Below are 21,830 nucleotides of genomic sequence, written 5' to 3'. Positions count from 1 at the left end.
CATTCTTAGAATTTTTAAATCCTTTACATCCATGTCACTAACTCCTATCAATTATTTTAGGCCTTTCTTTTATATGTTGGCTTCTAGATCCCATACCTCTATAAATTCAAAACCTTTTAAATCACTTTCTAACACTGTATTTCTAAATTCATCTGATACAAAAACGGAAGGAATATGTAATATTTCATTTAAGTAAACTTTGAATATTGTTTGGTTCTTAACCATATTAGGTAAGAATGCGTATTTTTTGAAATCTATTACTAAACCAGAACGTAGTTTCTTTAGTATAGCTTTCTCATAGTCAATAGCATCTAGTGCATTTAAAACGTTAATTATATAATACACTTCTCCCGTCACATCATGAATTAGGGGAAGAAATTCTACATTATCACCAAGTATAGACTCTAAGAATTTTTTAGCTTTCCCACTAACCATTGGTGTACCAACTTCTCCCCAAAAGTGAGGCAAATTACTTTGATTTCCTTCTTCTACACATTTAATACGTATTTCTCCCCATGAATCAGATGCTTTTACTGCCGAGTCAATTTTTCCTTCAAAATACTTTTTAGAATCTTCTAAGTTCAACAGTTGAAAGGATTCATAGTCATCAAATGAACTCTTTAATTCCCAAATTTTCATTTTTACTCTCCTTTGTTATTTTTCTATTATAAGATTACTCTTTCTTCGGTTTATTTAATTTTAATTCACCATTCAATAAACGCTCTCTTATATCATGTAAGGCGTCAACAGCATCTTCTTGAGTACCGCCCCGTTTCTTAACAAGACTTAATACTCTCTACTTTAAGTATGTACTCTGAACTATGCTTTCCTATGTGTAAGACCTCAGTAGTCACGTATTCATTAACTTTATAAGGTAAAAATACTCCATTAGCCGCCGAATCATGGTCTATCCCAAATTCCTTTAATAATTTTTGTGCCTTTTCTGCCCTACTATCGTTCCAAGGTGTTAGATGATGTGCTGCATTAGAATATGGGAGTGGTTCAATCCCTGCATCTTTTCCCCCATGCTCCAATCGCTTTTTCTGCGTTATGAATCCCTCCAAAACCAGGATGTAGTGGCAGCGGAACACCAACAGCTTGACCACCACCAATATGGTGATGGACTAATTTAGTTCCACGTAATCCGGTAAAATCATATTGTGGAAATTCCCCTCTAAATCCTTAATGATTTATTCATATTTTGAATTCCTCTATCACATAAGTAATATCATTTCTTATTAAATTTACTGTGTACCAGTTCAAAGAATTTATTTGCACCAAGTGAAATTGCGCCAATAATAAGAACACCAATAATAAAATAAATCTTTTTAAATAAGTTGTAAGGAGATAAAATAGCAACTACAAGAAGTATTATAATTGCAACGAATGTGACTAGTTTTCCAACTTTAAATGCTTGCATATCAGCTTTCCTCCTTCTGGATAAAAACAGCCAATATAGTCATACATCACAGGTTCTTTAAGCATAAGTTTTTGTTTCCTTCCATAAATCACAATACTTAACATTCAATAAACCTCTTTAAAAGGCTTCGTGTGTTCTACCTCCACCTTCTATATGCTTCCTTAAATAATAATACCTATGGAGTTCCATAATGAAATGAAACAACATAAACGAAAGCATGGAGTATACACACATTAATACAATTGCTACCATCTTTTGTGTTGCAAAACCAAGACTGATATTAGCAATGAGTTGACCCAATCCTACAAAAGCCACTACTCCAAAACCAGAGTTTTTTTTCGATGATTTTGATTTTTTGATTGGTTCCTGAAGTTTTTTAATATGATTTTTATAATAATAATTCAAAGCAAAAATATACAAACCAACCGAAAAAATAAAATAGATGGGAGTTTGTAATCCTAACATTCCATATGCAAACTTTTGGGTTATAACTAATAATCCTACTGAACATACGATGCCAAATACCCCACGAAATAGAGTGTATTGTAATTGCCGCTTCCTAGGATTTATAACAATCCATATTGCCCATACATTTAAAAAAGCAATTGGTGGAACTATTATGTACATATATATCGGTTGAACAGGATTCGCAAAAGCAGGTAAAAGCACAAATATATCTGCTATCCCAATGACAAGAGTAATTATAGTTGATCTTATATCATTTACAGCATAAAGAGCCATATAATATTCAAAAACTTTTTTATTAAAATCTGTATTTTTTTTCATGTTAATTAAACCACCCCGTTACTGTTGACCAAGTTTTTTTCGCACCCGTTTTCACCATATCCTTAATACTATCATCTTCACCATCACCATCTAAATCAACATCCCATTTTACACCTTCTGTGAAATATTATTCCCTTCTCGAAAAGAAGATCAACCCATTAATAAGATCTAGGCTTATCAAAAATTTCAAAAAGCCGGAGATTTTGCTGGTATCGAATCTATTGGGACTCACACCATGCGCAAAACCTTCGGCTATTGGTTCTATAAACAAACAAAAGATTTCGCTATGTTGTAAGAAATACTCAATCATAGCACCTCATAAATTACACTTAACATATATTGGTATCAATAAGGAAGAAAAAGATAATATCTGAGTTACATTTCAAATTTAAAAAATAAAAAGGGCATATCCCTTTCAGAATTGCCCTTTACCTTAAAAGTATATGTCAGCTTATTATTTATTTCTTTTCACAAAATGATGAATCCCTTCAAAGATTACTTCTTTTAAAGCTTCTGGATAATCCGAATAGCCTTCTTTTTCCATAATTATCTCCAACACTCCCCTTAAATTCCCATCAAGTATTATAGTAACTCCTGGCGTTAGTTCACCAGTTTCTTCATTTTTAAATGTTTCTTTTATCATAACTACTTTATTTTCTTCCATGACCTAATCCTCTCTAACTAAATAGTTTTTATTCTCATCTTCCCAATATCTATATTCATAGGGTACTTGTTCATCAAATCGCTGTAAATAACCTCTCCAGTTATTCGGAATATATTCTTCAAAAGATATTGATTCCGGATAATTAGAATAAAAAATTAAACGCTCAAAGTCTATTAGGAAACATGGATTATAATCATAATAGGCTTCTTCTCTATTAGTTCTTAGTTCCCTTAAAAATTCTAACCTAATATCTTCTGTAAATCTTTTATATTTTTCTATTCTTTCTAAAAAGTTAGCTATTGTAGTCTCATTTAAAATACTAATGCCTTTTCTTTCCTCTGGATATTCACTAGGAGAATATCCAGCTTGATTATAATCTAAATACCATAAATCCGATTCAGTTATATACCAATTGAGCTTATTTTTATATTTTACACCTACTATAATATTTTCGGCGTATAAAGGCTTAATCATTTAACACGCTCTCCTCTCTTACTTAATAAGTTTAGCATTCCGTCCGTATTCTACCAACCACCGACTAATGGGGTCAGGTAATTCGTATGCAACACCTTCAAATCCATATTTATCAAAAATACCCTTGTCAACAATCTTAGGAGCTGTTCTACCTTGGTTAAGTGGATTAGTTTTATAACCCTTCTGAGAAATCGCATTTTCTCTAATTAAATCATCTAAATACTGTGGTACATCAAATTCCACAATATATGAGTCTGCTCGTTTATTTTTGAAATATGTAGAGTGATCTTTTCCAGTAGATACATTTAAATTATGATCTGCCCTCCATTTACTATTTAAAGAGAGTGTACCATCATCATTAACTAAAATTAACTCTTTACTATCACCACCTTGAACCCTACGATAAGTAACGTTTTCTTCTCCTACACTAGTTCCGCTGACTTTCTTATTAACTTCACTTGTACCTTTAGCTTCATTTACTTTCTCAACAGGTACTTTTTTAGTTTTATTTACAACCTTAGTAGCGTCAGCAGTCATCTTTACACCCTTACCAACTTTCGAAATTTTTCCAATTGGGGTAAGACCAGCTACTACCATCCCACCAGCTAAAAATCGGTCCAAAGTAGACAGTTTTTCTCCAGATGATGGATCAACACCATCCCAAGCCCGACGAATATCATATTCACCACTTATTTCACCAGCTATATCCCTTGCTAGTTTTTTACCATCAAAACCTTTTTCTTCTGATTCCGATGAAAATCTACCATCAATTGCTCCTTCTTCAATTGTACCACTATTTAGAAGGTTATCAGTCTGACGATTTCTATCTTCTGTAATTGTTTGAATTGAAGTTGTCCATTCCATATTCAAACCTTGTGTACTAAACGTACCACTTACGGGACTAAACCCTTTCCCACTTTGAACTTCCGCAAGACCTGCAGCAATACTAGCTGCTAATTGAAGTGCTGTACTATAATTATTACTAGAGGTCTGATTGAATTGATACAAATGATCCAGCTTTTCTTGTAGTTTTTGCCTCATAACAATAAAAAGATTTACCATGGCATCCATACCCGGCATTGGCATAGCTTGATTGACAGCTTCCATACTTGTTTTCATTCGGTCAATTTCTCGAATTTGTTCTAACACTTCTTGTTCAATAACATCTGCCTGAGCTACTTGTGATTGAAATTGACTTGGAAAGGCATTATTCTGACGGATTAGTTCTTCACATAAGTAAATAATTCCTTGTGCTAAAGGACGAAAGGTTTGTACAAAAAATGCTTTTGCACTACTATATGTTTGCCCTTGTAAAACAGTATCAACTGCAAAAGCGTCAATCGACTGAATGGCTTGTTCCATACCTTGAATGGTAGCAGTACATACAGCATTCATGCTTTGAGTTTGGCTTCGTACTTCTCCCAAATACATATTTAAACTCATGCATTGACCTCCCTTGCTAATTTTTGTTGTTGATAGGAAAGGGCGTTTTCTAAATCATTAAGGTCTCGTCTTTCTTTAAGCAACGTTTCTTTTTTGTTTTCCAATTCAAATGTGACTTTTCGTTCAATATGTTGTGCATCTTGATACGTATTCATAAAAAACTGAGACATTTCTCTATCACCATGCCAAGTTCCTAAAATTCGATCAAACAAACGACGATTTCGACTTCTACATTCATAAAAATCTGCTTCCGCTTGTTCTTGAGCTTGAATCGCAGATTGATTTCGGTCCTGTTCTTCAAATACACTTCGTAACTTTAGATTTAACTCTTTAATTTGATTTTCAATATCCCGATCCATCTTTTTCCTCCTACTATTTTACTTTACGTAGGTTGTCACATTAGCGAAAAGTGTTGTGAAGTTCGTTATCCATTCTCTCAAATTCATTAGATACTGAATGAATATTATCAACCGCTTGTTGAAAGGCAGCGGAAAATTGTTTCGTCAAGTCTAAAACTTGCTGATTCGCTTCTTGTGCTTTGAAGTTAACAGATAATGTTGTACGCGTCGCCTTTGTTATGGAACGACTGGTTGCACTTTGAATCCTATCAGAGGCTGATCCCATTTTCGTAGCAATTTGCGTTGCTGTTTGTAAATTACTTTGAAATTGTCCCATTCTTTCAAACCCTTTCTATAAGTTTTCCAAACGCATCAAAGAAATCTCATTAAATATATATCCCTATCAATATCACTCGCTAGGCATGAAATCAAATGAGCCATACAATATAAGCTGTATGGCTCATTTGAAATACTTGTTATATAGAGTATGACAATTTTTATTTCAAACCGAAATTACGTGATAATTCTTCATCATGAGAAGCAACAGCCTCTGCAGTTTTATTAAGCTGCGTATTAATTTCTTGTAATAGCTGTGCGAAGTTTTGTACCTTTGGCTTTAATTGATTGAACTGTTGGTCAAAACCTTCAAAAGCACGTCCTTCCCATTCTCCTCTTAATTCATTTTGTAAGTTTTGTAGTTGACTTAAAATGTCCTCAATTTGATTTGCACCTTGTCCATATCGAGCCGCTTTCGATTTAAGCTCCTCTGGTGACATACGAATTTGTCCAGCCATTTTTATTTCCCCTTTAATAGATAATAAGCAAAATATATATTGGTTAATTTTACTAAACATATTATAATGTATTATTTTGAACTTTTAAATATTTTATCTTTCTATTGAATATTAGAATATTAATATTCTACTTTTTCTTGCTTTACAATATTTTATGCAAACAAGGCCAACAAAAGGCAGTCCCTCATAACGAAATTCTGTGTTAACTTGTAACAAAAAAAGAGGAGCCATCTCCTCTTCATAAATAAACACTATTTAATTTGCTCCTTATACTCATGGTTAACAACTACATACCACTTTCCTGTATCAAATTTTTCTTTATTAATCACGTAAACTTTACTTTCTCTCCTTACCTCCCCTGGTTTTAATTCCTTAGTAATAGTAGAGGTCTCGCCTTTTTCAACCCCATAACTACTAGCTGCCCACACATCACTTTGGTAAGCATTATCATTTTCATCCACTAAATCCACTGATGGTAAAACGGCTAATTTCATCGATTCGTTTGTGATATTTTTCCCTTCTGCTTCTACAACAATAAAGGCATGTCCATCTTCAGGTTTTTGGAATCCTATACTCTCTTTACCAACCTTATCTCTTTCTACAACTCTTTTTACAGTTACATCAAATTTAGGTGTATGAAAATTCTTGTTTACAGCATACTCTTTTTCTTTTATTTTTGATTTCTCTTTTGTTTGTTCTGTATTTTTCTGCTTTGTATTCTCTTTCGTTTTCGCCTCATCAGTTGTTTGCACTTTCTTTTCCTCTTGTTTAGAATTAGTTTCTTTAGATTCTGAAGAAGTTTTGTCGGATGTATTGCCACAACCAGATAAATTGAATACTAAAGCGCCACCTAAAATACATGTAGTAAATTTTTTCAACATCTTTTTTTATCCCCCAATAACACGATATGTAAATTCCTTACTTATCATAGCAAAAAATACCACCTTAAATTGTTGCATCTTGTCGAATGATTAAGAATAATCAAGTTACTCCACGTCCTCTTTTATTATAAAGGTAAATATAAGTCTATATTGGGGTAGCATCAACATAGACTTATATGCTCTATAAAACCTGCTATAATAGGTTTTTACACCCTTAGTGTACAATTTTTAACTTTCGGTAATGTGCCCCCTATTTGAAGGATAATTGAAATATTAAGACCAACTGATAGAGGTGTTTGCGTGGAATTATTTGAGTATTATAAAAAAAAAGGGAAGTTTAAGTGTTTAATTGGAACTGGGCTTTTTCTTTATGGATTAATTGGTATGTATAATACTTGGGGTAATATTAATTGGGGACCAGTAATCTTAATTATTATAGCTTTTCTTGTATTTTTTAGTATTGGATTTTGGCAATTAAGAAAAGGAAATTTACTAGAAAAAAATATAGTTAAAAATGATTTAACATTTTGGGATATTGATACTTATGTTTTGTTAGAATTACCCGGCAATAATAAACATTTAGGTTTATATACTCCTGATGGAAGATATGTAGCAGGAACAAAGATGATTTCTTCAACATTACCTATTTTAAAAAATAAAGAAGTTTTTGGATTGGAAGCAAGTGATGGAGAAATTCTTGCATATTTTCAAAGTGAAGTTGAAAATTATGATTGGGCTATTTATGATTCCAATTATAATTGTATAGGTATGTTTAAAGAAAATATGATACAAGGATTTGGAATGGTACGTGGTTCTTTGATGAATGAAAAAGCGATAAAAATTTCTGAGATAGAAGTGGAATTTGATTTTTTCGAAACGTCTTTTCATACAATGGATGATCGTATATTAATAAACTGCAAGAGGGGATATATGCCTTTAGAATGGAGTGAAAGATTCGGATTAAATGTACCTATTATTAAATTAGGTAATAATATTTCTAATGCTGAAAAGATATTTGGTTTAGGTATTCTTCTTTATATTTTAGAAACAATTAAAGTAAGAAAAAGTAGGATTTTTAATGATTAGAATTAAATATTTATATTATGAAATTTATTGAATCTTTTATTAGAGATTACATCGCCGAAAGTGAAATATTGTATATTTTAGAATTACTTTACGTTCACTTCTTGAAATTGATGAGCATTTGTTATGCCAGAACCAACTGGAAATGGAAACGGCAAGCGAGTATACTCCGCTTGCCGTTTTTTCATAGCTTCGTATGTATTTGAATTCCTTTCGCTTTCTCTTCTTCACCCTTCACACGTACAATTAAATCATATGATCCGGATTTTGGCGCTTCAAAAGAAAGCAAACCTTCTTTTTGAGAAGTGACTTCTTCTTCATAAATGACCTTATCGTCTTTTGTGACTTGCAATAAAATCGTACCTTCTTCAACTGCTGCCTCATAAGGAATTTCCACATTTCCTTTTTCAGCTTTAAGCGTTTGTACATCGTAATACCCCTGCAAAGAACCAATTGTTAAAGTCGTTTCGCCATTTTTTTGAACCTTTGTGACTTTTGTTGCTGTATTACATGCACTTAACAATACAACAAGAGTGAAAATGAGAAATAAACGAAGCAATTTCATAGAGAGTCCCCCTTCCATTAAATATATTAAAGATAAAATATACAATCTAACATATCATTACAATTATAGTTGAAAAATAAGGGAAATTATATAACAGGAAATGCAACTATAAACAATCACTGACCATTAGTCTACAACCAATCCCACACCCCAGCACAAAAGAAAAAAGCACCAGGTCCCCCTTAGTGCTCTCCCTCTAAAACAAATGACAGGCCACCTGATGCCCTTTCGCAATCTCAACCATTTTCGGTACTTCCTGTGCGCATTTTTCAGTGGCGAATTTGCAGCGCGTTCTGAATTTGCAGCCGGATGGTGAGTTGAGCGGGCTTGGAACTTCACCTTGCAGAATGATTCGTTCTTTGCCTGCGTTTGTTGGGTCTGGTTCTGGCATGGATGAGAGTAGTGCTTGTGTGTATGGATGTGCCGGTTTTGTGTATAGGTCTTCGCTGTCGGCAATTTCTACTATGTTTCCTAAGTACATGACTCCGATTCGGTCTGATATGTGTCTTACCATAGATAGGTCATGTGCGATGAATAAGTATGTGACGCCTGTTTCTTCTTGGATGTCTTGCAGCATGTTTACGACTTGTGCTTGGACTGAGACGTCGAGTGCTGAGATTGGTTCGTCACATAGGATGAAGTCCGGTTTTACAGATAGTGCGCGCGCGATGCTAATTCGCTGTCTTTGGCCTCCGCTAAATTCGTGCGGGTAGCGATATAGGTGTTCTTCTTTTAGGCCAACTTTTTTGAGTAGGTCTAGAATGATTTCTTTTCTTTCTTCGGCTGTGTAAGAACCGTGAATGTTCATCGGTTCGCTAATAATTTGGAATACATTCATTGCCGGGTTTAATGATGCGTATGGATCTTGGAAAATGATTTGCATTCGTTTTCGATATTCTTTTAGTTCACTTTCCTTTAAACTTGCGATATCTTTTCCATCAAATAAAACGTTACCTGAAGTGACATCGTGTAAGCGAATGATACTTCTTCCTGTCGTTGATTTTCCGCATCCAGATTCTCCTACTAACCCGAATGTTTCACCCTTTTTAATAGTGAAGCTTAAGTCATCGACTGCTTTTAATTGCTCTGTTTTTCTGCCGAATAGTCCTTTTTTAATAGGAAAATACTTTTTTAAGTTCCGAACTTCAATTAAGTTTTCTTCATGCATGAAAATCACCTACCGCCCTATCGTTTAGCCAGCACATGGAACGTCTTTCGTTTCCGATTTCAAAATATGGTGGACGTTCTTTTTCACAAATGTCCATCGTATGCGGGCAACGCTCTGCGAACGGGCAACCTTGTGGTGGGTTTAATAAGTTTGGTGTTACACCTTGAATCGGAGCGAGTCTTTCTTTTACGCCGTTCGCTATTTTTGGCAGAGAGTTTAATAGCCCTTTCGTATATGGATGATTCGGCGATTGGAAAATATCAAGTACAGGTCCTTCTTCCATAATAAGTCCGCCATACATAACGATAACGCGTGTACAGTTTTGTGCGACTATTCCTAAGTCATGCGTAATAAGAAGTAACGCCATGTTCGTTTCGTTTTTTAAGTTTTTCATTAAATCTAGTATTTGTGCTTGTATCGTTACATCAAGTGCTGTCGTCGGTTCGTCCGCAATGAGAAGGTCAGGGTTACAAGACATCGCCATTGCGATCATAACTCGCTGCTTCATACCTCCGCTTAGTTCATGCGGATATTGTTTCACCCTTTCTTCTGGTGAAGAAAGACCGACTTGTTTTAACAAGTTGACCGCGATTTGCTCTGCTTCTTTCTTTTTCACTTTTTGATGTCGTATAATTACTTCCGTCATTTGCTTCCCAATTTTCACGACTGGATTTAGCGCCGACATTGGATCTTGAGAGATAAGTGAAATTTGATTTCCTCGAATAGAACGCAATTCTTTTTCAGATTTAGAAAGGATGTTTTCATTATGAAAAAGAATCTCTCCTTCTTTCACTTTCCCTGGCGACGTAACGAGAGACATAACGGACTTTGCCATTACACTCTTTCCGCTTCCAGACTCCCCAACGATACCGACTACTTCTCCTTTATTTAAGCGGAATGTAACGCCGCGAACTGCTTCAACTTCGCCACTTTCTATGAAAAAAGAAGTCTTTAAATTTTTCACTTCTAGTAGTTTTTCAGACACGTTTCTCACTCCTTTCACTTAACACGTTAGTTTTCATGTCCAGCTCCTTTTGGCGCGAAAGCTTTCTTAAGCGCTTCACCAATTACGTTAAAACTAAGTACCGTTAAAAGGATAAGAAATCCTGGGAAGAGTGTTAAATACCAAGCTTCACCAATATATCCTTGCGCATTGTTTAGCATGCTGCCCCAAGAAGAATCTGGTTCTCTAATACCTAATCCTAAGAAGCTAAGTGATGATTCCATTAAAATCGATGTCGCAATAGTTAATGTCGCGGCGATTATAATGGTTGATAAAATGTTAGGAATGATATGTCTTACAATTATCATGAGTGATTTTTGTCCTGATACTTTTGCGTATAAAACGTACTCTCGCTCTTTTACAGATAACGTTTCTGCCCTTACGATACGCGCAGTGTCCATCCACGTTAGTAATCCAATAATAAGAACTAACGTCGTAATTCCTGGTTTTAAATACGCATTTAATAGTAGCATTAAAAAGAATGATGGAATTGACATAAGTACTTCAACAACTCGCATTAAAAAGTTGTCTAACTTTCCGCCAAAATATCCGCTAATTGTTCCAACTGCAGTGCCGATTGTAATAGAAACAACCATCGCAAGGAAACCGACTGCAAGTGAAACGCGTCCGCCATATAACGCCCTCGTTAAGTAATCCCTTCCATAATCATCCGTTCCGAAAGGATGACTTAAACTCGGTTCTTGTAAACGATCTGGAATCGACATTTTACTAGGATCGTATGGCGATACGAATGCAAAAATTGATGCGATCGTTAAAACCGAAAGTATAATAACTCCCATTACTACAAACTTATTTTTCGTAAAACTACTTTTTATCGTTTGAAATCTCCTATTATTCATTCCAAATCACCCCCTCATGCGAATGCGCGGATCTACTACGCCATATAAAATATCAGCAATTAAGTTACCGAGAATTAACATGAATGATGATAGTAATGTAATTGCCATGATAATCGGATAATCAAATCTAAAAATAGCATTTACCCCAAGTGAACCAAGTCCTGGCCATGAGAATACTGTCTCCGTAATAAACGCTCCGCCTACTAAACTTGGAATCGATAATCCGAAAATTGTAATGATCGGTATTAATACATTTCGAAGCACGTGATTAAATAACACTGTTTTCTTTGAAGCACCGTACGCATATTGAATTTGTACATATTCTTCTTCTAATTGCTGAATCGTACTTGAACGAATATATCTCATATAAACAGATACGTTTTGGAACGCTAGCACCATGCAAGGTAAAATGCCGTGTTGCACAATATCCCAGACAGAATCTTTACCTACGGTGCGCATACCCATACTCGGAAGTAGGTTCAATTTTAAAGAGAATAAGTAGACTAATAGTAGTGCAAACCAGAAAACCGGCATAGAAATACCAACGTATGAAATAAAGTTTATAATGCGGTCAAAGTATGAATTCTTTTTCACACCTGTAAATAATCCAAGTGGTATTGCGATTACGAATGAGACGAGTAAAGATGATCCCATTAACCCAATTGTTGCAGGTAATCTTTCTGTGATAAGTTCCAAAACAGGACGATGATTTTGAAGTGAGTAACCAAAGTTTCCTGTTAAAATGTTTTTCAACCATAAAAAATACTGCACGTAAATGGGTTGATCTAGTCCTAAACTTTTGCGAATACGCTCCACGTCAATTGGACTCATATTCGGCGTGACAAAGTTTCGAACCGGATCCCCTGGCGCTAATTTTATTAATAGAAAAGAAATAATAGAAATAACAAATAAAAGTGGAATTGCATTTAAAAGCCTCTTTGCAATTACTTTATACACAAACTTCCCCCCCTCAGGATAAAGCGAAACTTTAATCAGCCTGCACCAATTAGGCTTTAACGGACAATCCGACGACTCCCGCCTTACTTCCTCGCATTCATCGAGTTTTGAGGCGGGAGCCTTACTGCCCGTTAAGCGGGATAAAGAAGCTGATTTCCACCAGCTTCTTTACTGTTTCTTATTTCACTTCATAAATCTTAGATAGATCTTCAAACATTGTGACAGGAATTGCTTTCGCTTCTTTCAATCCATCAAACTTTTTATCTACTGCAATAACTGCTTTCGGATATGCGATTGGTAGATAAGGTACGTCTTCTCTCGCTGTCTCTTGAATTTTATGGTATAGCTCTGCGCGTTTTGTTTTATCTGTTTCAACTGCAGCTTCTTCCCATAACTTATCGAAATCAGCGTTTTTATATCGTGCATAATTGTATTCCGCATTACTTAAGAATAAGCTCTTATATGAATCTGGCTCAGGTCCCATAATGTAACCACCAAATGTAATGTCATATTCTTTATTCTCTTTATCTAAGCCTTTTTCGCTTGCCACACTAGCATCTAATGCATTTAGTTCAACTTGTAAGCCAACTTCTTGTAATTTTTGTTGTGTATATAACGCTAAGCTTTCCATAATTTTATTATTCGTTACATACATAACTCGTACTTTTTCTTTATCTTTCACGCCAGCTTTTGCTAATAAATCTTTCGCTTCTTTTTTATCATACTTATAGTCTTTAATATCTTTCGCATAATACATAGCATCTGGCGTTAAGATTGAATTTGCTGGTTCTGCAAATTCACCTGAAACGAACGCTGAATTAATCATTTCTTTCTTATCTAACGCATGCGCAATTGCTTGGCGCACTTCTTTTTTCTTCATCAAATCTGTATTCATGTTATAAGATAAGTAGAATAATCTACCTTCAGGGAATGTCACCATTGAGAAGTTCCCAGTGCTATCTAATTTCTTAAAGTCTTGCGGCTCAATCATCTTCATGTTGATTTGACCATTTTGCAGTGAAACATTTGCTGTATTACGGTCTTTTACAACGCGGTATACGATAGAGTCTAATTTAGCTTTACCACCTACATAATCATCGAATCGATCTAATGCAACGTACTCATCTGATTTATACTCTTTAAACTTAAACGGACCTGATCCAACAGGCTGTAAGTTTTTCGTACTCTTCGCTAAATCTGCTTCCCCTTCAAATACATGTTTCGGAATTGGGAAGAAATCATTCATTACACCTTCGAAAGATGCACTTACTTGCGGTAAAACAAATTGAGTCGTTAACTCATCTACTTTTTTCACCTCAAGCGGTTTTCCTTTAAAAATAAAGTTTTCACGACTTGAGCTATTTTGCTTCTCATCTAAAATAGATTGGAATGTAAATGCTATATCGTCTGATGTAATTTTCTTACCATCATGCCATTTTAAATTATCTTTTAATTTCAACGTCCACGTTAATTGATCTTCTGAAGGCGTAAAGCTCTCAGCAAGAACAAACTTTTTCTTACCGTCTTCCATGTGATATAGCGGCGCATATAAAGCCTGCTGCACAGTTAATGACACACGATCATTCGCATAAAGCGGATTCATCGTATCTGGATTATCGCTAACACCAATCGTTAAGGCCCCTCCATCTTTCGGATTCCCTGACTTACTAGTGCCCGCTTGCTTCGAAGAATCTTTTTCCCCAGAACAAGCCGCTAATGCAATAAGTAGTATTAGGACAAATGGTAATGCAAATAACTTCCGTTTCATCTTTCGGCCCCCTCGAACTATTTATACACATAAGAAAACTCGGAATTAATTCCGAGTTTTCTTATAAGTTTTAAATTACCACTACCAGTATGTATTGTCAAACTTTTTCGCAAAGGTAGAAAGTTTGAAATCTATTAATAGAAACAAATACCTCCCACAAAAAAAGACCACCAAAAGGCAGCCTCAAAATTCAATCCTATTCCCTATCCCACGCTCCACCGCTTTCTCATACAAATACTTCGCAACGATAATATCTACTACGGCCAAGCCAACTGATTTGAAAATAGTAATCTCTTCCTCATTCTCTCTACCAGCTTTTTCACCGCTTATAATTTGACCAAGTTCGGCGTGTATGTCGCTAGCTTTAAATAAACCTTCTTTTATTGGCACTTGAAGATCGCCCGTTTCTTCTAATGCTGCTTCTTTTGATTCGACTACTACTTTGTTTGCGTTCGCGATGGCGTGAGATGGTAGTTCTTGCATGCTCGGTCTGAATGAACCGACGGCGTTTATGTGGACACCTTTTTGTAGTTTTTCTGAGAAGACTGGTGTAGATGCATTTGTTGTTGTGACGATGATGTCTGCTTCGCTTATCGCTTCATTTGGATTTCTATAAACGTAAGCAGGTTTGCCGAATGTCGTTTGTATATGTTGCACGAATGCATACGCTTTTTCTTCCGTTCGATTGTATAAAATGACCTTTTCGATATTTCTAACCGCGAATACTGCTTCTGCAATTCCTTTCGCCTGTTCACCGGTTCCAATAATACATAAAGTTTTTGCGTCATGACGAGCTAAATATTTTGTTGCTACTCCTGATAAGGCACCTGTTCGGATCATCGTTAAGTACGATCCTTCTAAAAGTGCGAGTGGTTCTCCCGTTTGAAAGTCTGATAGCATTACAATCCCGTTTATCGTTTTCTTTCCTATCTTTTTGTTCTGCGGGGCGACTGTTACTACTTTTAAGCCGAGTGCCTCAAATCCTTCCGCTACTGAAGGCATAATTAATGCCGTATTTTGTTCGCTTGCAAATGGTAATGAAGTACGTATTGGTGTGATCGTTCTTTCTGCGGAAAATTCTTGTAAAGCAAGCGCCGCGTATGCAATGACTTCGTTCATATTTACTAAGTTTCTTTGTTCTTCTGCGCTTATAACTAGCATATCTTTCCACCTCCTCCTTCTATCCCGTATTAACGGGCAGTAAGACTCCCATCTGAAAATTCGGTTGGACAAAGAAGTTATATGGGAGATCAACTGCCCGTAAAAACCCGATTGGTGTGGGCTAATAATCAATGGAGGATAACCCCCTCCGCTGATTAAAGTTTCACTTTATCCTAACAAAAATCCCCGATTCAAATCATCTCTCGGATCTAATACAAACTGATGAAATCCTGTAATAAATGCCTGCCCAGTTACTTTCGGAACGATTGCTTCATATTGAGCTACCTCTGTTACAGATAATACTTCTCCCACAAAATGACCATCTGTGATACATTCGTGGATGAAAGTTTCTCCCTTTTGTAAGGCACCTTTTTCAAAAAGAGTTGCGAGTCTCGCAGAAGTTCCTGTGCCGCAAGGAGAACGATCTACTTGCCCGTCAGCAAAGATTGTCACATTTCGTAAAGTAGCATCTTTTTCTTTCGGTTCATCTGAGAAAATAACACCGTATATTCCTTTTAAACCTTCTTCCAATGGATGTTTTACTTCCATTTGACTTTCAATATCATGTTTAATTTTTCCGCCCCACGTTTGAATAGCAGGTAAGTCTTTGAAATCGACTTTCAAACCAAATTCTTTACTATCCACTACAGCATAAAAGGCTCCACCAAACGCGATATCTACTTGAAATTCATAGTTATCTATTTTGATAGGAACGTCTTTTTTATATACAAACGAAGGAACATTTTCAAATGATACTGACTCTACTTCACTCCCGTTAAACTTTGCGTACGCAATAACTTCCCCGGCAGGGCTATCAATAATGAATTTTTGCTTTTCACCAGTCACTTCAAACATACCTGTTTCAATTCCTACTGTAATAACAGCAATAATGCCGTGGCCGCACATCGTACTCCAGCCTTCATTGTGCATAAATAAAACACCAAAATCAGCGTGAGCACTTGCAGGCGGTGTAACGATACAACCATACATCCCGTGATGCCCTCTCGGTTCATACATAAGAATTTCACGAAGGTGATCCAAATGTTCCATACAGTATGCGCGTCTTTCTAGTTGCGTTGCTCCCTTTATCTCTGGCACGCCGCCCGTAATAATTCGAAGCGGTTCCCCAGCTACGTGCGCATCAATAGTTGTGTATATTTTGCTAACCTTCATTTCTATCTCTCCCCTATATATTAATACTATTTTCATTGCAAGTATCATGCCAACGGATAGAGTATAAAGTGAAGCTTTAATCAGTGGGGGTTTTGTTCATCCCCCACTGATTATTAGTTGAACCAATCGGGCTTTTACAGGCAGTTGATTCCCACCTAACTTCTCTGCTTTCGCTGAATTTTGAGGCGGGAGTCTTACTGCCTGTTAATGCGGGATAAATCTGTATACATTTTTCAAAAAAACATACACTACTGTCTACTTTTTTATACAGTAAACAGTTGGTGACTATTAGCCTCCAATTTAGCCCCACACTCACCAAACCTCAAAACAAAAAAATCCCCCGAAAACCCTGGGGGACCCATCAAACCCTCACCGCCACCACATCCGGCACTTGCTTAGCAATTTCCTCACCAATCTGTATACTTGCCGTTGCAGCTGGAGATGGTGCATTACAAATATGTAGAGAATTGATGCCAGGAATAATGCAAAAGTCATCAACCATATTTCCGTTTGATAAAATAGCTTGTGCCCTTACCCCTGCATGTGTTGGCACGATATCTTTCTCTGTTAGTTCTGGTATGAGGCGCTGTAAGCTTTTTAAAAATGATTGTTTACTAAATGAGCGCACCATCTCTTTTATGCCTTCTTTCATATTTGGCATCGCCATTTTCCAAAAACCTGTGTATGTCATTGTTTCCATGAAGTCTTTCATATTAAAGTCCGTTTTCGTATAACCTTCGCGCTTGAAGCTTACTACTGCGTTTGGTCCTGCATGTACGTCTCCGTTTATCATTCTTGTAAAATGAACACCTAAAAACGGGAATTCTGGGTTTGGAACTGGATAAATTAAATGTTTGACGAGATGGCGTTTTTCTGGGGCAAGTTCGTAATATTCACCACGAAACGGAACAATTTTCATATCAGTTAATATACCTGTCTTTTTCGCAATACGATCACTATGTAAGCCAGCGCAGTTAATGAGAAATTTCGTTTTAAATGTGCCTTTGTTTGTCTCAATTGTTACAGCATCTTTTTTCTCAGTAATACACTCTGCGGTTGTTCCTAAGTGTACTTCACCGCCGCTTTCTTGAATTAAGCGAGCAAATGCATAACTGACTCCTTTATAATCAGCAATCCCACAAGAAGGAACACGGATGGCCCCTAGTCCCTTTACATGAGGTTCAATTTCAGCTAATTCTTCCTTATCTATTTTTGAAATGTGTAAATCGTTTTGTAAGCCTCTCTCATATAAGTTATGTAAAAGAGGAAGTTCTTCTCTTTCTGTAGCGACAATTACTTTTCCGCACATGTCATAAGCGATGTCATTTTCTTTACAAAATTGAACCATAGCTGCATTTCCTTCTTTGGCAAACTTCGCTTTATAACTCCCTGGTTTATAATAAATGCCAGAATGAATTACTCCGCTATTATGTCCAGTTTGATGGTGTGCAAGTTCCTTTTCTTTTTCAATGATCGCGACTTTCGCACGAGGGAATTTTTTCGTTAAAGCCATTCCAGTTGATAGACCAACAATTCCTCCGCCAATAATTATAAAGTCATACACTCTAATTCCCCCTTAATCGTATAAAGTGAAACTTTAATCAGTGGGGTTTCGTTCCATCCCCACTGATTATTAGTCTTCACCAATCGGGCGTTTACAGGCAGTTAATCTTCCACCTAACTTCTTTGCTTCAGCCGAATTTTAAGGTGGGAGTTTTACTGCCCGGCAAATAGCGGGATAAAAGGCAGGTCTATTCAAAAGACCTGCCGTACATATTATTTAGAAAAACAACCGCGCTGACGCATGAGTTCTCTATATAAATCTTTATTTTTCTCAAATGCAGCTCTTCCGTGCATCCAAAATAAATTGTTTAAAAGAACTAAGTCACCAACTGGTAATTTTAATGCATGTGTTGCCCGTGAGTTTTCAACTGAATAGGATAAGTCTTTCAAATAGTTTGCTTGTTCCATATTATCTGGATAAGCGAACTGATCAATAAAGCAAATACATGGTGCGTTATTTATATCAAAAAACGTTTCACGATAGACTATTTCTTGCGCATTTTTACTTGGTGGTGCTTTATACGTAATTTTAACAGATGCGAGTGAATGGTTTCTAAATTTTTGAAGATCTTCCCAATCGTCTAAATGTAGTAAACGAGATTCTCCTCCTACTGCATTTTGCTCTTCCATTTTCATCATAAGAAGCCAATCTGTCGGTTCATCAACGAATGTACCGTCCGTATGAAGTGTAAACAATCGGTACGCTTGACGAAGGTAAGAATCACTACTATCCGTATCTTTCACATTAAATCTTGCATAATACGTTCCTGTCATTGCATCGAAGTTTGGTGCCCCAATTAAATGTGTTATTGCTGTTGCAAATTTCACGTAATCTGCTGGATCTGCCGTTTCACCTTGCACCCCAATTGTAAATCCGCCCGTTTCACGGTCATGAATAATGCCGCGAATGTTATCCATAAATGATTGCCCAAAAATCTTTCTCATTCCATCAGCAAGATTAAACCGTGAATACGGAATGTATTGTAATGACTGCTCTGAATGCTCTTTTACCTCTTCAAAAAACTGCTTAAGCAATTGCTGATTTAACATAATATGATATAAACGTTTATGCTCCGGATGAGGAATAATTTCATAACCCTCATATTTTTTTGCAAACTTCATCTTCGTACTTTGTTCTGTAATAATCGACATTTCAATTCCTCCCTAAATGAAATATGAAGAACGTATTGACGCTTTTTACAGACAGTTATCCTTATCTTCTTATGCCGAGATTTGGTCTTACTGCCCTAACAGCAAAAAGCCCGTCATACGCACCACGACAGAAAATCGTAGAAACGTACAACTGGCTTATCATTACGAGTGTCTTTAATCTCTTAAAGTACAATAATAATAGACAGTTCATATGAAAACATGTGTAAACAGGAAAACAAGATCGAATTTAGAGAAGGCTAATTTCTCGAATGGATCTTATTAATTAAATAATAATTCTAAATATTATAACTGTCAATTCGTTTTTTATTATTTCCTCGACATACTTTACACATTTTATAAATCCCCTTTTTTCGCTTCTTGTTTTACAACTTGAATTTCTTTTCACGTATTCATCTTACTTACTCCCAAATAAAATAAGCCAGTCGCATCTCTTTAAAGGAAATACAACTGGCTCTCATTTATCGTTATAAACTAGACATTGATTATAAATTTGTTTCCTCGTACTCTTCCACAGGCTTTTCATCATTTAAATAACTTACATATTGGCGATGCAAATCTTTGACCGCACTGACGATAGCATTTTGCGCTTTTCCTTGATAATGATCTGTAATATCTTGCACAATTTCTTCAATACCATCTCGTAAACTATGTCCTCTTAAAATTTGGGCGACGAAGCCTCTCCCGTGCTCTGTTGCAAGCGTACATGACGCTTCAATAATGACATGATATTTATGATCTGCTTCAATTGTAATTGTTAACGTTTCGTACATACTGCGAACCGCCATCCCTTTCGGAAGTCTCGAATGTCCAGCCATGAAAAAAGTTCCTTTGCGCATATTTCACCCTCCGTTACTATGTTAAAAGCCAGAAAAGCATCGTATACAGCTGCATTGAATTTTATTTACTCCCCTTATCCTTCTAGCTCGTACTCCTGCTAAAGAAGCTCAAGTGGAAAGAAGTTACTCTCTTCATTTTCAAATATAAATCCGGGCTTACAGCGAGGCTACTCACTGCCATCCGATACTAAATTAATCATAATGTAAATAAACTGAATATTCAATATTAACTTGATAAGAAAGTTCCAAATCCCCACAACATATACTGTTCAAAAGAAAAAAGGAAGTGGTCTCATGTATTACGGAACAAAAGGCTGGTACGTAGCTGAACTTAAAAAATTAGGTGTCCGCTATCATGAAGGACGAAAACTAGAAAGTTACCGCGGACACGTATTGCGCAATTTATTAATCGCACAACAAGAGAAAACGAAAGAAGAGCAATCTAATATCGATTGATTCTCGAAATATATTAGCGGTTCAACATAGTATATCGACTTATCGACAAATCATCTCCCCATTCCACCAACCAATCACACATTCATACAAACCAAAAAGGCCACCCTAACGGGTGACCTTTTTTCTTATTCACAAACAAGAATTTGTCTAGAAAATGATCCTTTTCTTGTGATACAGCGGTCTGTAATTTCAAATCCCGCTTCATGAATCATGTCGTCCATTGTTTCCATCGTGACAACGACTACTTTTTTTGCGATACGGCGCGCACTTGAAAGAATCGAGAGTTGATCTTCTGGTGTTGCGTGCGTAAATAGGTCGTATGGCATATCAATAATTGCGACGTCGTAGTTCTCAGTAATTTCTTCAATTGGGCCTTTTGTTACTGTTCCTTCAAACCCGAAATGTGCGATGTTTTTTCTCGTTCCAAGAACTACAAGTGGATTTATATCTCTACCAACGATGTTAATCCCCATAGAAAGTGCTTCTACCACTACTGTTCCAATGCCACAGCACGGGTCAATTGCTCGTACTCCATCTGGGTTTGGTACAGCGATATTTGCGACAGCTCTAGCAACACGTGTGCTCAGTGATGTCGAATAGCTATGCGGTTTTTTTATGTGATGATACCAAACTGGATCACTTTCTACATAGTGCCCGAAGTACCAACGTCCTCCAAGAGGAACAATCCCGAATACGCGCTCTGGATTACGAACGTCTGCTTCTCCTTCAATATGCATACCGAGGTCTCGTTCAATAAGGCGTCTTTCCCCATATTCAATTTTATTTTCTTTACCAAGATCATTGATTTTAACGAAGATAACTTTGAATGTCGCTCCCGCTAAATCAATTTGTTCCACTTGTTCTAAAATGCTTTCTAAGTCGTCCCCTTCATACATAACCTCAACGCGCTCTTTAATAAACGGACTTCTACTCGGAGCAATCTTGACTTCACTTTTCAAAATATTAACGTGAGACTCCATCCCAAAGAACGAGCGCATTTCCAAGTAACATAAAGCACGCTCCTCTTCGCGAAACGCATACGTATATATACATGCAGGTGTTTTACTATGATTACTCAATCTATTATCATCCTTTATCGTTTAAAATTGTTATGATCACAATTACTCGAATATTTTTGTATATAAAATTAAATGATATCATATGCCGGAAATAAAGAGAAACCTTTCTAAATCCTTTCGCAAATAAAAGAGACTGCCTATTGGCAATCTCTTTATGTTTATTAACAGAAAGAAGATACATTCTG

24 protein-coding genes and 4 pseudogenes are annotated in these 21,830 nt (G+C 36.2%); 3 read left to right on the top strand and 25 right to left on the bottom strand.

Translation table 11 applies throughout. The features are described 5' to 3' along the window. Nucleotides 1–69: 69 nt before the first annotated feature. From MHB70_RS03805 to MHB70_RS03780, 6 genes and pseudogenes are all read right to left on the bottom strand, one after another. Entirely contained in the window at nucleotides 70–639 is a 570-nt protein-coding gene (locus MHB70_RS03805; RefSeq protein ID WP_000707075.1) for an imm11 family protein, read from the bottom strand. A 34-nt stretch (nucleotides 640–673) separates the two neighbouring features. Then, a pseudogene (locus MHB70_RS03800) lies at nucleotides 674–1,034 on the bottom strand (AHH domain-containing protein). After that, a pseudogene (locus MHB70_RS03795) lies at nucleotides 1,003–1,119 on the bottom strand (hypothetical protein); the annotation flags it as partial. The pseudogenes MHB70_RS03800 and MHB70_RS03795, both read right to left, overlap by 32 nt. Before the next feature lie 109 nt (nucleotides 1,120–1,228). Next, on the bottom strand, nucleotides 1,229–1,420 hold the full coding sequence (locus tag MHB70_RS03790) for a hypothetical protein (protein WP_001147553.1): 192 nt from the start codon (nucleotides 1,418–1,420) through the stop codon (nucleotides 1,229–1,231). Nucleotides 1,421–1,431: 11 nt separating this feature from the next. Continuing rightward, nucleotides 1,432–1,515: pseudogene (locus MHB70_RS03785) on the bottom strand (DUF4176 domain-containing protein); the annotation flags it as partial. A gap of 22 nt (nucleotides 1,516–1,537) precedes the next feature. After that, entirely contained in the window at nucleotides 1,538–2,206 is a 669-nt protein-coding gene (locus MHB70_RS03780) for a hypothetical protein (RefSeq protein WP_016513836.1), read from the bottom strand. Nucleotides 2,207–2,333: 127 nt separating this feature from the next. On the opposite strand from MHB70_RS03780, the pseudogene MHB70_RS03775 reads away from it, so the two are divergent. Then, a pseudogene (locus tag MHB70_RS03775) lies at nucleotides 2,334–2,580 on the top strand (tyrosine-type recombinase/integrase); the annotation flags it as partial. Between the two features lie 80 nt (nucleotides 2,581–2,660). Here MHB70_RS03775 and MHB70_RS03770 read toward each other — a convergent pair. The 7 genes from MHB70_RS03770 to MHB70_RS03740 all read right to left on the bottom strand — a co-directional run bounded on the left by MHB70_RS03770 (nucleotide 2,661) and on the right by MHB70_RS03740 (nucleotide 6,800). Next, nucleotides 2,661–2,870 carry a hypothetical protein gene (locus tag MHB70_RS03770; protein ID WP_016125561.1) on the bottom strand — a complete coding sequence of 70 codons (210 nt, stop codon included), beginning with the start codon at nucleotides 2,868–2,870 and terminating at the stop codon, nucleotides 2,661–2,663. A gap of 3 nt (nucleotides 2,871–2,873) precedes the next feature. Further along, entirely contained in the window at nucleotides 2,874–3,344 is a 471-nt protein-coding gene (locus tag MHB70_RS03765; RefSeq protein ID WP_000595046.1) for a hypothetical protein, read from the bottom strand. An 18-nt stretch (nucleotides 3,345–3,362) separates the two neighbouring features. After that, complete coding sequence (locus MHB70_RS03760; protein ID WP_000056150.1) at nucleotides 3,363–4,787, bottom strand: pre-toxin TG domain-containing protein; 1,425 nt, start codon at nucleotides 4,785–4,787, stop codon at nucleotides 3,363–3,365. Next, on the bottom strand, nucleotides 4,784–5,146 hold the full coding sequence (locus tag MHB70_RS03755; protein ID WP_000373346.1) for a DUF3958 family protein: 363 nt from the start codon (nucleotides 5,144–5,146) through the stop codon (nucleotides 4,784–4,786). The genes MHB70_RS03760 and MHB70_RS03755 overlap by 4 nt, the downstream gene beginning before the upstream one ends. Before the next feature lie 40 nt (nucleotides 5,147–5,186). Continuing rightward, entirely contained in the window at nucleotides 5,187–5,462 is a 276-nt protein-coding gene (locus tag MHB70_RS03750) for a TIGR04197 family type VII secretion effector (protein ID WP_000529667.1), read from the bottom strand. Nucleotides 5,463–5,622: 160 nt separating this feature from the next. Continuing rightward, nucleotides 5,623–5,919: a WXG100 family type VII secretion target gene (locus MHB70_RS03745; protein WP_000918593.1), complete on the bottom strand. Its 297-nt coding sequence runs from the start codon at nucleotides 5,917–5,919 to the stop codon at nucleotides 5,623–5,625. Between the two features lie 251 nt (nucleotides 5,920–6,170). Then, nucleotides 6,171–6,800 carry a hypothetical protein gene (locus tag MHB70_RS03740; RefSeq protein ID WP_000913408.1) on the bottom strand — a complete coding sequence of 210 codons (630 nt, stop codon included), beginning with the start codon at nucleotides 6,798–6,800 and terminating at the stop codon, nucleotides 6,171–6,173. 300 nt (nucleotides 6,801–7,100) lie between these two features. On the opposite strand from MHB70_RS03740, the gene MHB70_RS03735 reads away from it, so the two are divergent. Then, nucleotides 7,101–7,886, top strand: a complete 786-nt coding sequence (locus MHB70_RS03735; protein WP_000418480.1) for a hypothetical protein — start codon at nucleotides 7,101–7,103, stop codon at nucleotides 7,884–7,886. 181 nt (nucleotides 7,887–8,067) lie between these two features. Here the strand turns inward: MHB70_RS03735 and MHB70_RS03730 are convergent, their stop codons facing one another. The 11 genes from MHB70_RS03730 to MHB70_RS03680 all read right to left on the bottom strand — a co-directional run bounded on the left by MHB70_RS03730 (nucleotide 8,068) and on the right by MHB70_RS03680 (nucleotide 20,110). Beyond that, nucleotides 8,068–8,448: a BA_1872 family lipoprotein gene (locus MHB70_RS03730; protein WP_000771813.1), complete on the bottom strand. Its 381-nt coding sequence runs from the start codon at nucleotides 8,446–8,448 to the stop codon at nucleotides 8,068–8,070. A 196-nt stretch (nucleotides 8,449–8,644) separates the two neighbouring features. After that, on the bottom strand, nucleotides 8,645–9,616 hold the full coding sequence (locus MHB70_RS03725) for an ABC transporter ATP-binding protein (protein ID WP_000544141.1): 972 nt from the start codon (nucleotides 9,614–9,616) through the stop codon (nucleotides 8,645–8,647). After that, nucleotides 9,609–10,601 (bottom strand): ABC transporter ATP-binding protein, encoded by a 993-nt coding sequence (locus MHB70_RS03720; protein ID WP_001291166.1) that lies wholly within the window; start codon nucleotides 10,599–10,601, stop codon nucleotides 9,609–9,611. The genes MHB70_RS03725 and MHB70_RS03720 overlap by 8 nt, the downstream gene beginning before the upstream one ends. Before the next feature lie 26 nt (nucleotides 10,602–10,627). Further along, entirely contained in the window at nucleotides 10,628–11,479 is an 852-nt protein-coding gene (locus MHB70_RS03715; protein WP_001065314.1) for an ABC transporter permease, read from the bottom strand. Between the two features lie 6 nt (nucleotides 11,480–11,485). Continuing rightward, nucleotides 11,486–12,436, bottom strand: coding sequence for an ABC transporter permease (locus MHB70_RS03710; RefSeq protein WP_000278784.1), 951 nt, complete (start codon nucleotides 12,434–12,436; stop codon nucleotides 11,486–11,488). Nucleotides 12,437–12,614: 178 nt separating this feature from the next. Next, nucleotides 12,615–14,204 carry an ABC transporter substrate-binding protein gene (locus tag MHB70_RS03705; RefSeq protein WP_000823576.1) on the bottom strand — a complete coding sequence of 530 codons (1,590 nt, stop codon included), beginning with the start codon at nucleotides 14,202–14,204 and terminating at the stop codon, nucleotides 12,615–12,617. Nucleotides 14,205–14,387: 183 nt separating this feature from the next. Continuing rightward, nucleotides 14,388–15,365, bottom strand: coding sequence for an ornithine cyclodeaminase family protein (locus MHB70_RS03700; RefSeq protein ID WP_061529544.1), 978 nt, complete (start codon nucleotides 15,363–15,365; stop codon nucleotides 14,388–14,390). 168 nt (nucleotides 15,366–15,533) lie between these two features. Next, nucleotides 15,534–16,586, bottom strand: coding sequence for a proline racemase family protein (locus tag MHB70_RS03695; protein WP_139380008.1), 1,053 nt, complete (start codon nucleotides 16,584–16,586; stop codon nucleotides 15,534–15,536). Between the two features lie 313 nt (nucleotides 16,587–16,899). Continuing rightward, nucleotides 16,900–18,102: an L-2-hydroxyglutarate oxidase gene (gene lhgO / locus MHB70_RS03690; protein WP_061529543.1), complete on the bottom strand. Its 1,203-nt coding sequence runs from the start codon at nucleotides 18,100–18,102 to the stop codon at nucleotides 16,900–16,902. 212 nt (nucleotides 18,103–18,314) lie between these two features. Continuing rightward, nucleotides 18,315–19,253 (bottom strand): glutarate dioxygenase GlaH, encoded by a 939-nt coding sequence (gene glaH / locus MHB70_RS03685; protein ID WP_061529542.1) that lies wholly within the window; start codon nucleotides 19,251–19,253, stop codon nucleotides 18,315–18,317. A gap of 503 nt (nucleotides 19,254–19,756) precedes the next feature. Next, nucleotides 19,757–20,110 (bottom strand): DUF3870 domain-containing protein, encoded by a 354-nt coding sequence (locus MHB70_RS03680; RefSeq protein WP_001225458.1) that lies wholly within the window; start codon nucleotides 20,108–20,110, stop codon nucleotides 19,757–19,759. A 225-nt stretch (nucleotides 20,111–20,335) separates the two neighbouring features. Between MHB70_RS03680 and MHB70_RS03675 the strand changes: the two genes are divergently transcribed. Beyond that, complete coding sequence (locus MHB70_RS03675; RefSeq protein ID WP_100064179.1) at nucleotides 20,336–20,566, top strand: YflJ family protein; 231 nt, start codon at nucleotides 20,336–20,338, stop codon at nucleotides 20,564–20,566. 125 nt (nucleotides 20,567–20,691) lie between these two features. Here the strand turns inward: MHB70_RS03675 and MHB70_RS03670 are convergent, their stop codons facing one another. Then, nucleotides 20,692–21,645, bottom strand: coding sequence for a TRM11 family SAM-dependent methyltransferase (locus MHB70_RS03670; RefSeq protein WP_000064982.1), 954 nt, complete (start codon nucleotides 21,643–21,645; stop codon nucleotides 20,692–20,694). Nucleotides 21,646–21,830 lie beyond the last annotated feature (185 nt).

This window comes from Bacillus sp. FSL M7-1020 (assembly GCF_038050415.1).
GTDB classification, from domain to species: domain Bacteria; phylum Bacillota; class Bacilli; order Bacillales; family Bacillaceae_G; genus Bacillus_A; species Bacillus_A toyonensis.
This window is presented reverse-complemented; position numbering and strand designations above follow the sequence as displayed.